Source organism: Pseudonocardia charpentierae (assembly GCF_031845345.1).
Lineage (GTDB): Bacteria > Actinomycetota > Actinomycetes > Mycobacteriales > Pseudonocardiaceae > Pseudonocardia > Pseudonocardia charpentierae.
Genome location: NZ_JAVREJ010000017.1, coordinates 119,485 through 131,858, shown reverse-complemented (window position 1 = coordinate 131,858; position 12,374 = coordinate 119,485). Strand labels below are relative to the sequence as shown.

The following is a 12,374-nucleotide window of genomic DNA, read 5'->3' as shown; positions in this document are numbered from 1 at the left end:
CCGGATCAGGCCTTCCGCATCAGACCGCGTACCAGGCCGACGTCGCACCCGGCAGCCGGCCGTCCGGCTCCAGCGGGTCGCTCGAGAGCAGCAACGCCCCGTCGCGCACCGCGTCCGGAGGCGGCGCGGGCTCGCCGCCCACATTCACCACGCAGACGAAGCCCGGGTCGCGGCGGAACGCGAGCAGCTCGCCGTCCGTGTCGATCCACGACATCGTGCCGTCGCCCAGCTCGGGCCGGTCGCGGCGCAGCTCGAGCGCAGAGCGGTAGAGCGCCAGCATCGACGCCGGGTCGCCCTGCTGCTTCTCGACGGTCAGCGCGGCCCAGTCGGCCGGTTGCGGCAGCCACGGCTGGCCGGAGCCGGGCCCGAAGCCGAACGGAGGCGCCTCGCCCGACCACGGGATCGGCACCCGGCACCCGTCGCGAAAACCGTCTTCCCCCTGGGTGCGCCCGAACGCTGGGTCCTGCCGCAACTCCGGCGGAAGGTCGACGACCTCGGGGAGGCCGAGCTCCTCGCCCTGGTACACGTACGCCCCACCGGGCAGGGCGAGGGTCAGCAGCGTCGCAGCCCGGGCGCGGTGATTTCCGAGGTCTCCTCCGCCGTAGCGGGTGACGTGGCGGACGACGTCGTGGTTCGAGAGCACCCACGTCGCCGGCGCGCCCACCGCACTCAGTGCGTCGATGCTGTCGTCGATGGCGGTGCGCAGCGACTTGGCATCCCACCCCGCGAGCAGATAGGTGAAGTTGAACGCGGTGTGCAGCTCGTCGCCGCGCAGGTAGCGGGCGAGCTGCTCGGGTGTCTGCACCCAGACCTCGCCGACGAACACCCGGTCGCCGGCGTAGGCGTCGGTCACCCGTCGCCAGCCCCGGTACACCTCGTGCACCTCGTCGCGGTCCCAGTGCGGGTGCCCTTCGACGGCCGGGCCACCGGTCGCCCAGTTGCCCTCCAGGTCCGGCATCTCCGGGTCCTTCGCCAGGCCGTGCGCGACGTCGATGCGGAACCCGTCGATGCCCCGGTCCAACCAGAACCGCAGGATGGACTCGAACTCGGCGACCACCTCGGGATTCGTCCAGTCGAGGTCGGGCTGCTTCGAGTCGAAGAGGTGCAGGTACCACTGGCCGTCGGCCGCCCGCGTCCACGCCGCGCCGCCGAAGTTGCTGATCCAGTCGTTCGGCGGGATCTCCCCGTGCTCACCGCGTCCGTCCCGGAACATGTACCGGGCCCGCTCGGGACTGCCCGGGGGCGCATCGAGGGCCGCCCGGAACCACTCGTGCTCGTCCGAGGTGTGGTTGGGCACGAGGTCGACGATCACCTTCAGCCCCAGGGCGTGCGCCTCGGTCAGCAGCGCGTCCGCGTCGGCCAGCGTCCCGAAGATCGGCTCGACGTCGCGGTAGTCGCTCACGTCGTAGCCCGCGTCGGCCATCGGAGACGGGTAGAACGGGCTGATCCACACCGCGTCGACGCCCAGTTCGCGCAGGTACGGCAGGCGCGCGCGGATTCCGGGCAGATCACCGATCCCGTCGCCGTCGGAGTCGGCGAAGCTGCGCGGATAGATCTGGTAGATCACGGCCGAGCGCCACCAAGGCGCGTCGACGGGCTGCCCCGGCTCGTCTCCCACCGGGCCATCAGATCACGCCGGCACGGACCGGACAACGGGTGGAACGGCGTTTGGACGCAACCGTTTGCGTAGTAATTCCCGATGCTGAGTCGGTTCGTCTCGTTCGGGGGCGGAAGGGTAGGCCAGACCCTTCTCCCCGAGACGTTGCTCACAAGCGATCGGTCTGGCAGCCTGCGGAGCGGCACATCGGACGGTGCACACCGGTCCCCCTCGGCACCCGCCGGAACGGGCCCGCAGGGAGCGGACGGGCGGCGGCCGCAGTGCCAGCGAACCGCCTTCCACAGTGCTAGAGAAGACCCAGCTCGACAGCGGCCTGCAAAGACGTGCAATGCAAGGAGCGCAGATGCCCGAGGACCAGGACCCCCAGGAGACCCAGGAGTGGCGGGAGGCGCTCGACTCCGTCGTGGAGTTCGACGGGGTCGAGCGGGCGGCGTTCCTGCTGCAGCAGGTGCAGGACGAGGCCCGGCGGCACGCCGTTCCGGTGCCGTTCTCGGCGACCACCGCCTACGTCAACACCATCCCGGTGGACAAGCAGCCCGAGCACCCCGGCGACTTCGAGCTCGAGCACAGCATCCGCTCGTTGAACCGGTGGAACGCGGTCGCGACGGTGCTGCGGGCCAACAAGGAGAGCTCCGAGCTGGGCGGTCACATCGCCTCGTTCCAGTCGTCGGCGACGCTCTACGACACCGGCTTCAACCACTTCTGGAACGCACCCCACGAGGGCCACGGCGGCGACCTGCTGTTTGTCCAGGGTCACGTGGCGCCCGGCATCTACGCCCGCGCGTTCCTGGAGGGCCGGCTCACCGAGCAGCAGCTCCTCGGCTTCCGCCAGGAGGTGGCGGGTGGGGGCCTGTCGTCCTATCCCCATCCCTGGTTGATGCCCGACTTCTGGCAGTTCCCGACGGTGTCGATGGGCCTGGGCCCGCTGATGGCGATCTACCAGGCCCGGTTCCTCAAGTACCTCAACGCCCGCGGGCTGGCCGACACGGCGAACCGGCACGTGTGGGCGTTCCTCGGCGACGGCGAGATGGACGAGCCCGAGTCACTGGGCGCGATCGCGCTGGCCAGCCGGGAGAAGCTGGACAACCTGATCTTCGTCGTGAACTGCAACCTGCAGCGGCTCGACGGGCCGGTGCGGGGCAACGGAAAGATCATCCAGGAGCTGGAGGGTAGCTTCCGCGGCGCCGGGTGGAACGTCATCAAGGTCGTCTGGGGCTCGGGTTGGGACCCGCTGCTGGCCGCGGACAAGACGGGGCTGCTGCTCAAGCGCATGGAGGAGTGCGTCGACGGCGAGTACCAGGACTTCAAGTCCAAGAACGGCGCGTACGTCCGCGAGCACTTCTTCGGCAAGTACCCCGAGCTGCTCGACCTGGTCAAGGACATGACCGACGACGAGATCTGGGCACTGAGCCGCGGCGGGCACGATCCGTCGAAGGTCTACGCGGCGTACAAGGCCGCCGTGGACCACGTCGATCAACCGACGGTCATCCTGGCCAAGACGGTCAAGGGGTACGGGATGGGTGAGGCCGGCGAGGGCCTCAACATCAGCCACCAGCAGAAGAAGATGGGCGAGAACGTCCTGCGGGCGTTCCGCGACCGGTTCGGGATCGTGGACCTGCCCGACGAGCAGGTGGCCGAGGTGCCGTTCCTGCCAATCAAGGAGGGCAGCCCCGAGCAGGCCTACCTGCGCGAGCGGCGCCAGGCGCTCGGTGGGGCGCTGCCGGTGCGGCGGGAACACTCGACCGAGACCCTGACCGTCCCGGACCTGTCTGCCTTCGACGCGCAGCTCAAGCCCACCGGCAGCCGCACGATCTCCACGACGATGGCGTTCGTCCGGATCCTGACGACGCTGTTGCGCGACAAGCAGATCGGCAAGCGGGTGGTGCCGATCGTGCCGGACGAGTCGCGCACGTTCGGCATGGAGGGCCTGTTCCGCCAGTTCGGGATCTGGTCGCAGGTGGGGCAGCTGTACCGGCCCGAGGACGCGAACCAGCTCATGTACTACAAGGAGGACAAGTCCGGCCAGATGCTGCAGGAGGGCATCAACGAGGCCGGCGCCATGTCGTCCTGGATCGCGGCCGCCACCAGCTACTCGGTGTCCGACACCCCCATGATCCCGTTCTACGTCTACTACTCGATGTTCGGTTTCCAGCGCATCGGCGACCTCGCCTGGGCCGCCGGCGACAGCCGGGCCCGCGGGTTCCTGTTGGGCGGTACGGCGGGGCGGACGACGCTGAACGGCGAGGGCCTGCAGCACGAAGACGGCCACAGCCACCTGATCTCGGCGACCATCCCGAACTGCATCTCCTACGACCCCACCTACGCCCACGAGGTGGCGGTGATCATCCAGGACGGGCTCCGTCGGATGTTCACCGATCAGGAAGACGTCTTCTACTACCTCACCATCATGAACGAGAACTACGAGCACCCCGGGATGCCCGAAGACCGGCGCGACGAGGTGATCGAGGGGATCAAGCGCGGCATGTACCTGCTGCGCTCCACGGGTGAGGCCGGAGGAACGGGCCCGCGGGTGCAGCTGCTGGGCAGCGGCACCATCCTGCGCGAGGTCGAGGCGGCGGCGGACCTGCTGGCGAGCGAGCACGGCGTCACCGCGGACATCTGGAGCTGCCCGAGCTTCACCGAGCTGGGCCGCGACACCGTGGCCGTGGACCGGTGGAACCTCTTGCACCCCGGCGACACGGCCCGCACCTCCTGGGTCACGGAGAAGCTGTCGGAGCGCCCGGCCGGTCCCGTCGTCGCGGCGACGGACTACATGCGCGCGTTCGCCGAGCAGATCCGTCCGTCGGTGCCCGCGGACCGCCGCTACGTCGTCCTGGGTACGGACGGTTTCGGCCGCTCCGACTACCGCAAGGCGCTGCGTCGGCACTTCGAGGTCGACCGCCAGCACGTGGTCGTCGCCACGCTCGCCGCGCTGGCCGCCGACGGTGTGGTCCCGGCGAGCGCGGTCACGGACGCGATCGCCCGCTACGACATCGACCCGGACAAGCTCGACCCGGCTCGCGCCTGACTCCGCGCACCGGTCCGCCCGCACATTCTCGACAGGTCCGAGAGGAAGCTCAATGTCCACGGCAACTGCAGGTGCGACCGAGGTCAAGGTTCCCGACATCGGCGACTTCGCCGCCGTGCCGATCATCGAGGTGCATGTCGCGCCCGGTGACAAGGTCAACGCCGAGGACCCGTTGCTCACCCTGGAGTCCGACAAGGCGACGTTGGACGTCCCCGCGCCGTCGGCGGGCACCGTGGGCGAGGTGCTGGTGAAGGTCGGCGACGAGGTCAGCGAGGGCACGCCGATCCTGCTGTTCAGCTCAGGGGAAGGCGCGAGTACGACTCCGCCGTCGCTGGTCGAGCAGCAGGAACCGGCGTCCGGTCCGGCGGCGGCGAAGCCGGTCGCGGCGGCGGTCGGGGCACCGCTGGCCGCGCCGCCCGCGGTGGCCGGCGCTGATGGTGGCCAGGCGCCGGCCGGGGCACACGCCGGTCCGAGTGTGCGCCGGATGGCCCGCGAGCTCGGGATCGACCTGTCGAAGATCGACGCGTCGGGTTCGAAGGGTCGGATCACCAAGGACGACCTGCTGGGCTTCCTGAAGGGCCCGGCGTCGCCCGCTCCGGCGGCGGCTCCGGCGGCGGCGCAAGGCAGCGGGATCCCGGAGGTCCCGGCGCAGGACTTCTCCAAGTTCGGGCCGGTGGAGATCCAGGCGTTGCCGCGGATCAAGAAGGTGTCGGGTCCGTTCCTGCACCGGTCGTGGCTCAATGTCCCGCACGTCACGCACAACGACGACGCCGACATCACCGAGCTCGACGCCTACCGCAAGCAGCTCGACACCGCCGCGAAGGGCGACCGCAACCCTTATCGGGTCACGTTGTTGGCGTTCCTGGTCAAGGCCGTGGTCGGGGCGTTGAAGAAGCACCCGGAGTTCAACTCGAGTCTGAGCCCGGAGAAGGACTCGATCATCCTCAAGCAGTACTACAACATCGGGATCGCCGTGGACACCCCCGGCGGGCTGGTGGTTCCGGTGGTGAAGGACGCCGACCGCAAGGGCATCGTGGACCTGAGCCGGGAGTTCATGGAGATCTCGGCGAAGGCCCGCGACGGGAAACTCGGCCCTGCCGACATGGCGGGTGGCACGTTCACCATCTCCAGCCTGGGCGGGATCGGCGGCACCAGTTTCACCCCGATCGTCAACGCCCCCGAGGTCGCGATCCTGGGCGTGGTGCGCTCGGCGATGAAACCGGTGTGGAACGGCACCGAGTTCGTGCCGCGCAACATGCTGCCGCTGTCGGTGTCCTATGACCACCGCGTCATCGACGGCGCGCTGGCCGCCCGGTTCACCCGACACCTGTGCTACCTGCTCGAGGACGACCGACGCCTCCTGCTCTGACCGTCCCCTCGCCATTCACCACCCGCCACCCCTCCCCTCTTCACTCCTGGAAGGAGTGCGGCATGGCCTCGCAGGAGATCAAGGTTCCCGACATCGGCGACTTCACCGACGTCCCGATCATCGAGATCCTCGTCAACCCGGGCGACACGGTGGCGGTGGACGACCCGCTGCTCACCCTGGAGTCGGACAAGGCCACCCTCGACGTCCCGTCGCCCGTGGCCGGAACCGTCACCGAGCTCAAGGTCTCGGTCGGTGACAGCGTCTCCGAGGGCACGGTGGTCGCCACCTTCGAGGTCGCGGGGGCGGCCGGAGAAGCCCCCAAGGAGCGGCTGACCAGCGAGGCGGCGGACACCGCCGGGGGCGGCTCCCCCGAGACGGCGACCGGGCCTCGGGAGGAGCTGACCGCACCGGCGGGCTACGGCTCGTCGGCGGGCCCGCCGACGCACCAGAGCAACGGCACGGCTCCGGTCGGCGCCCCGGCCCCCTACACCGGGACCAAGGGTGATGTGCACGCCGAGGTGCTGGTGCTCGGCGCCGGGCCGGGTGGCTACACCGCGGCGTTTAGGGCGGCGGACCTGGGCAAGAAGGTCGTGATGGTCGACTCCCGCGGCCCGCTGGGCGGGGTCTGCCTCAACGTCGGCTGCATCCCGTCGAAGGCACTGCTGCACGCGGCCAAGGTGATCGCCGAAACCAAGGAGATGAGCCACGCCGGGCTGTCGTTCACCCCGCCCACGATCGACCTGGACGTGCTGCGCGGCTGGAAAGACGGGGTGGTCACCCGGCTCACCGGCGGGCTGACCGGGCTGGCCAAACAACGCAAGGTCCAGACCCTGGTCGGCACCGGCACCTTCACCTCACCCAACATGCTCTCGGTCGCCGGCCCCGACGGATCCACCACCACCGTGTCGTTCGATTCCGCGATCATCGCCGCCGGGTCGGAGCCGGTCGCGCTGCCGTTCATCCCGCACGACGACCCCCGCGTCATCGACTCCACCGGCGCCCTGGACCTCGACACCATCCCCGAGCGGCTCCTCGTGCTGGGCGGCGGGATCATCGGGCTGGAGATGGCCACCGTCTACTCCGAACTCGGCTCCAAAATCAGCGTGGTCGAGTTGATGGACCAACTGATCCCCGGCGCCGACAAGGACCTGGTCACCCCGCTCACCAAGCGGATCGCCCAGTCGTATGAGGCGATCTGGCTGGGCACCAAGGTCACCGCCGTCGAAGCCGGCCCCGACGGGCTGACCGTCACCTTCGACTCCACCGCCAGCAAGGACAAGGCCAAAGCCCCGGACACCGCGGTGTTCGACAAGATCCTCGTCGCGGTCGGGCGCCGGCCCAACGGCCGCGTCGTGGGCGCCGACGCGGCCGGGGTGTTCGTCGACGAACGCGGCTTCATCCCGGTCGACAAGCAGCAACGCACCAACGTCGGCCACATCTTCGCCATCGGCGACGTCGTCGGGCAGCCGATGCTCGCCCACAAGGCCACCCACGAAGGCAAGGTCGCCGCGGAGAACACCGCCGGACACACCTCCTACTTCGACGCCACCGTCATCCCCTCGGTGGCCTACACCGACCCCGAGGTCGCCTGGGTCGGGGTCACCGAGAACGAGGCCAAAGCCGCCGGGGTCAAGTACGGCAAGGGCGTGTTCCCCTGGGCCGCGTCCGGCCGCTCCCTGTCCCTCGGGCGGGACGAGGGCCTGACCAAGGTGCTGTTCGACGAAGCCAACGACCGGGTCATCGGCGCCGGGATCGTCGGCCCCAACGCCGGAGACCTCATCGCCGAAGCCGCGCTGGCCATCGAGATCGGCGCCGACGCCGCCGACGTCGGGCTCACCATCCACCCCCACCCCACCCTGTCCGAAACCGTGGCCATGGCCGCCGAAGCGTTCGAAGGCACCATCACGGACCTGTACATGCCCAAGAAGAAGAAGTGATCCCCACGCGGGCACGAGTCAGCAAGACGACAGACACAGGAGGCTGTTCATGCCAGGTTCTGTGATCGTCGGCGGTGCCCGCACCCCGATCGGGAAGCTGTCGGGCGCGCTCAAGGGTTTCACCGCGATGGACCTCGGCGGGTTCGCCATCTCCGCGGCGTTGGAGCGCTCAGGGATCTCCGGTGACCAGGTCGACTACGTGATCATGGGTCATGTGATCCAGGCCGGGGCCGGGCAGATCACCGCCCGCCAGGCCGCGGTCAAGGGCGGGATCCCGATGAATGTGCCCGCCCTGACCATCAACAAGGTGTGCCTGTCGGGGTTGAACGCGATCGCGATGGCCGATCAGCTCATCGGCGCCGGGGAGTTCGACGTCGTCGTGGCCGGCGGTATGGAGTCGATGACCAACGGGCCGTACCTGTTGCCCGGCGCCCGGGGGGGTTACCGCTACGGCGACAACAAGATCGTGGACGCGACCTCGCACGACGCCCTGTACTGCGCGTTCGACCTGCGCGGGATGGGTGACTCCACGGAGTTCTACAGCAAGCAGCGCCAGTTGACCCGCGAGGACCAGGACGCCTACTCCGCCCAGTCCCACGAACGGGCCATCACCGCCCGTAAGAACGGGTTGTTCGACGACGAGATCGTCACCGTGAGCGTGCCGCAGCGCCGTGGTGACCCGATCACGGTCACCGACGACGAGGGTGTCCGCGAGGGCACCACCGCCGCGTCGCTGGCGAAGCTGCGTCCGGCGTTCGCCGCCGACGGCACGGTGACCGCGGGGTCGGCGTCGCAGATCTCCGACGGTGCGGCGGCGGTGGTGGTGATGAGCAGGGCGAAGGCGCAGGAGTTGGGGGCGCCGATCCTGGCCGAGATCGGGGCGCACGGCAACGTCGCCGGCCCGGACGCCTCGCTGCTGTCGCAGCCGGCCAACGCGATCCTCAAGGCCCTCAAGCGCGAGGGGAAGACGGCGGCGGAGGTGGATCTGTTCGAGATCAACGAGGCGTTCGCGGCGGTCGCGTTGCAGTCGATGCGTGATCTGGACATCTCTGATGAGAACGTGAACGTCAACGGTGGCGCGATCTCGATGGGGCATCCGGTCGGCGCGTCGGGTGCCCGGGTCGCGCTGCACCTGGCCCTGGAGCTGGGCCGTCGCGGTGGCGGGCTCGGCGCGGCCGGCCTGTGCGGCGGCGGCGGCCAGGGCGAAGCCCTGCTCCTGCACGTGAACCGCTGACTCGGCGACCCCTGACACCGGCGATCCGAAGAACGAGAAAGGACTGCACAGCATGGCAGACATGACCGGACAGGTAGCCCTCGTGACAGGAGGTGTGCGGGGAATCGGACTGGCGATCAGCGAACGACTCGCCGCACGCGGAGTCACCGTCGCCGCGGGCTACTCCCGCGGCAAAGACGTCGCCGACGCCTTCTGCGAAGCCCACCCCGGCGCCAGCGCGCACCAGGGCAACATCGGCTCCGCCGAAGACTGCGAACGAGTCATCCAAGAAGTCCTCGACACCCACGGCCGCCTCGACATCCTGGTCAACAACGCCGGCATCACCCTGGACAAGACCGTCCGCAAGATGACCGTCGAAGACTGGGACCGGGTCATCCAGGTCAACCTCTCGGGCGCGTTCTACCTCTCCCGAGCCATCCTGCAGCACATGCTCGACCGCGGATCGGGTCGCATCATCAACATCAGCTCGATCATCGGCGAGGCCGGCAACATCGGCCAGGCCAACTACGCCTCCTCCAAAGCCGGCCTGTTCGGCCTGACCATGAGCCTCGCCCAGGAGACCGCCCGCAAGGGCATCACCGTCAACTCCGTCGCCCCCGGCTACATCTCCACCGAAATGGTCCAGGCCGTCCCCAAGGAAGCCCTCGACAAGGTCATCGCCAAGATCCCCGTCGGCCGCCTCGGCGAACCCGACGAGATCGCCCGCGTCGTGGAGTTCCTCGCCGACCCGGAATCGGCCTTCATCACCGGCCAGATCTACTCCGTCAACGGCGGCCAGTACATGTAGTGCCACGGCGGGCGGGGAGGCGTCGCCTCCCCGCCCGCCGTCTGCGACGGTGGCAAGTGAGAGGACGACATGACGGACGACGTCTCGGCCGCAGGCCGAACGGTCATCAGCAAGGCTGCGGTCATTCTGATGACCTACCTGAACGGCGACGTTCACACGTTGACCGAGATCGCCACCGCCACCGGCCTGCCGCTGTCGACCGCACACCGTCTCGTCCGCGAGCTGGCCGCGTGGAAGATCCTCGAGCGGACCGACGACGGCGACTACTGCGTCGGGTTGCCGCTGCGCCTCATCGGAGGTGCGGGTGGCACGGCAACCAGCCTGGAGGAGCGGGCCTGCCTCATGCTCCAGGACCTCTCGCAGGCGCTCGACGCCGACGTGCGGCTCGGGGTACTCGGCGACCGCGACGTCACTTACATCGAGAAGCCCCGCGGACGCCGACCCGTGACGACCTTCAGCCAGGGCGCCACCGCACCGGCCCACGCGACCGCGATGGGCAAGGCGCTGCTGGCCTTCTCCGTACCGGCCCTGGTCGACTCCTACCTGAGCCGCGGCCTGACCGCGTTCACGCCGTTCACGGTGACGGCACCTGACCGGTTCCGCAGGGCACTGGCGATGGCCCGGCTCAGCCGGCTCGCCGTCGCCCGCTGGGAGCTCGAACCCGACCGCAGCGCACTCGCCGTGCCCGTGTTCGGCCCAGGTGGCCGCGTCGTGGCGGCGATCGAGGTACGGGTCGACGACCCGGCCGCCGAGCTGCCCGTCGTCCGGCCTGCGCTGGTCATCGCCGGTCGCAGTCTCTCTCGCGAGCTCGCCGCCACACCGGAGGTCAACGGGCGTGGCCCGGGCCTCCGCCCGCACTCGAACGGGGGGATCCCGCACGGCGCGATGCATGGCGGGGCAATTCAACCGGGAGGACTCCACCCCGGTGCCCGGCCCGTCACGCGCGCGGGCACCGTCGCGAAGCTGCGTCCCGCCGGGACCGCACGGAAGGTGAACGGCCAATGACCGACAGCCCTGCCCCCACGTCCGAGCACGGAGCACCGGCCCGAGCCGGGATCGACCGCAACCTCGCCCTGGAACTCGTCCGTGCAACCGAGGCCGCGGCGCTCGCCGCCTCCCGTCACCTCGGGCGCGGCGACAAGGAGATCGTCGACCAGGCCGCCGTCGACGCCATGCGTCCGGTCCTCAACACGATCTCCATGCGTGGCGTCGTCGTCATCGGGGAGGGTGAGAAGGACGAAGCCCCGATGCTCTACAACGGCGAGGACGTCGGCGACGGCACCGGCCCGGAGGTCGACTTCGCCGTCGACCCCGTCGACGGCACGACGCTGACGGCCAAGAGCCTGCCGAACGCCCTGGCGATCGTCGCGGTGTCCGAGCGCGGCACCATGTTCGACCCGGGCCCGTGCGTCTACATGGAGAAGATCGCCGTCGCCGCCGACCTGGCCGACGTCGTCGACCTCAACGACCCCATCGAGACGACCCTGGCGCACATCGCCAAGGCCCGCGGCGTCCCGGTCCCCGAGCTCACCGTCTGCATCCTGGACCGGCCGCGGCACGAGGCGGACCTCGTCCGCCGAGTGCGCGAGGCCGGCTCACGCATCAAGTTCCTGCTCGACGGCGACGTCGCGGGAGCGATCATGGCCGCCACGCCGGACACCAACGTCGACCTCATGGTCGGCATCGGCGGCACCCCGGAGGGCGTGCTGGCGGCGTGCGCGCTGAAGTGCATGGGCGGCGCCTTCTACGGCCGGCTCTACCCCCGCAACGACGACGAGCGCCGCCTCGCCCTGGACGCCGGCTACGACCTCGACAAGGTCCTGACGCTGGACGACATGGTCCGCAGCGACAACGTCTTCGTTGCGGCCACGGGCGTGACGGACGGCGAGCTGCTGCGTGGCGTGCGCTTCTCCCCGGACCGGGCGACCACGCACTCGCTGTCGATGCGGTCGCTCTCCGGTGCGGTCCGCCTGATCGAGACCCGGCACCGCATCAGCACCTCGAACCTCGTGCCGAGGTAGAGACCCGAGCACGACGAAGGGGGTGTCCGCCGCGGCGGACACCCCCTTCGTCGTGTTGTCGCTATTCCTTGTCGAGGTCTCGCTGAAGGAGGGCCTCGAGCTCGTCCAGCGCGGCCTCGGCACCCTCACCGTCCGCTGCGGTGAGCACGACCTCGTCGCCGCCGCGGACGTCGAGGCCCAGGACGAACAGGACACTGCGCGCGTCGACCGGGTTGCCGCCCGTCTTGGCGATCGTGACCTTCACCGGCTGCTTGGCGGCGGCCTGGGTGAAGATCGTGGCGGGGCGGGCGTGCAGGCCCACCGACGAACCGACCTTGACCTTGCGTTCCGGCACGGGAACTCCTTTCGACGAGGGTGCGGGTGGGCCGCCGGAGCGACGA

Annotated in this window: 9 protein-coding genes; 7 read left to right on the top strand and 2 right to left on the bottom strand. The window is 69.8% G+C overall.

All coding sequences use genetic code 11. From position 1 onward, the window contains the following. Window positions 1-19: 19 nt before the first annotated feature. Window positions 20-1,618, bottom strand: coding sequence for a glycoside hydrolase family 13 protein (locus RM445_RS22460; protein WP_311558800.1), 1,599 nt, complete (start codon window positions 1,616-1,618; stop codon window positions 20-22). A 343-nt stretch (window positions 1,619-1,961) separates the two neighbouring features. Between RM445_RS22460 and aceE the strand changes: the two genes are divergently transcribed. The 7 genes from aceE (at window position 1,962) to glpX (ending at window position 11,994) form a co-directional block, all read left to right on the top strand. Further along, window positions 1,962-4,646, top strand: coding sequence for a pyruvate dehydrogenase (acetyl-transferring), homodimeric type (gene aceE / locus RM445_RS22455; RefSeq protein WP_397469383.1), 2,685 nt, complete (start codon window positions 1,962-1,964; stop codon window positions 4,644-4,646). Window positions 4,647-4,698: 52 nt separating this feature from the next. Continuing rightward, window positions 4,699-6,015: a dihydrolipoyllysine-residue acetyltransferase gene (gene aceF / locus RM445_RS22450; protein ID WP_311558798.1), complete on the top strand. Its 1,317-nt coding sequence runs from the start codon at window positions 4,699-4,701 to the stop codon at window positions 6,013-6,015. Between the two features lie 62 nt (window positions 6,016-6,077). Continuing rightward, complete coding sequence (gene lpdA / locus RM445_RS22440) at window positions 6,078-7,952, top strand: dihydrolipoyl dehydrogenase (RefSeq protein ID WP_397469382.1); 1,875 nt, start codon at window positions 6,078-6,080, stop codon at window positions 7,950-7,952. Window positions 7,953-8,001: 49 nt separating this feature from the next. Continuing rightward, window positions 8,002-9,186: an acetyl-CoA C-acetyltransferase gene (locus RM445_RS22435; RefSeq protein ID WP_311558797.1), complete on the top strand. Its 1,185-nt coding sequence runs from the start codon at window positions 8,002-8,004 to the stop codon at window positions 9,184-9,186. Window positions 9,187-9,247: 61 nt separating this feature from the next. Continuing rightward, window positions 9,248-9,973, top strand: a complete 726-nt coding sequence (locus RM445_RS22430; RefSeq protein ID WP_311555503.1) for a beta-ketoacyl-ACP reductase — start codon at window positions 9,248-9,250, stop codon at window positions 9,971-9,973. A 69-nt stretch (window positions 9,974-10,042) separates the two neighbouring features. Next, window positions 10,043-10,978 (top strand): IclR family transcriptional regulator, encoded by a 936-nt coding sequence (locus RM445_RS22425; RefSeq protein WP_311558796.1) that lies wholly within the window; start codon window positions 10,043-10,045, stop codon window positions 10,976-10,978. Beyond that, the gene (gene glpX / locus RM445_RS22420; protein ID WP_311558795.1) at window positions 10,975-11,994 is read left to right on the top strand and encodes a class II fructose-bisphosphatase; all 1,020 of its coding nucleotides are present in this window, start codon (window positions 10,975-10,977) and stop codon (window positions 11,992-11,994) included. The genes RM445_RS22425 and glpX overlap by 4 nt, the downstream gene beginning before the upstream one ends. A gap of 61 nt (window positions 11,995-12,055) precedes the next feature. Here glpX and RM445_RS22415 read toward each other — a convergent pair whose 3' ends face one another. Further along, window positions 12,056-12,328 carry an HPr family phosphocarrier protein gene (locus RM445_RS22415; protein WP_311558794.1) on the bottom strand — a complete coding sequence of 91 codons (273 nt, stop codon included), beginning with the start codon at window positions 12,326-12,328 and terminating at the stop codon, window positions 12,056-12,058. Window positions 12,329-12,374: the final 46 nt, after the last annotated feature.

Coding starts and splice junctions, on each gene's coding strand:
- RM445_RS22435 (WP_311558797.1), top strand. CDS start 8,002: ATGCCAGGTTCTGTGATCGTCGGCGGTGCCCGCACCCCGATCGGGAAG.
- glpX (WP_311558795.1), top strand. CDS start 10,975: ATGACCGACAGCCCTGCCCCCACGTCCGAGCACGGAGCACCGGCCCGA.
- lpdA (WP_397469382.1), top strand. CDS start 6,078: ATGGCCTCGCAGGAGATCAAGGTTCCCGACATCGGCGACTTCACCGAC.
- RM445_RS22425 (WP_311558796.1), top strand. CDS start 10,043: ATGACGGACGACGTCTCGGCCGCAGGCCGAACGGTCATCAGCAAGGCT.
- RM445_RS22430 (WP_311555503.1), top strand. CDS start 9,248: ATGACCGGACAGGTAGCCCTCGTGACAGGAGGTGTGCGGGGAATCGGA.
- aceE (WP_397469383.1), top strand. CDS start 1,962: ATGCCCGAGGACCAGGACCCCCAGGAGACCCAGGAGTGGCGGGAGGCG.
- aceF (WP_311558798.1), top strand. CDS start 4,699: ATGTCCACGGCAACTGCAGGTGCGACCGAGGTCAAGGTTCCCGACATC.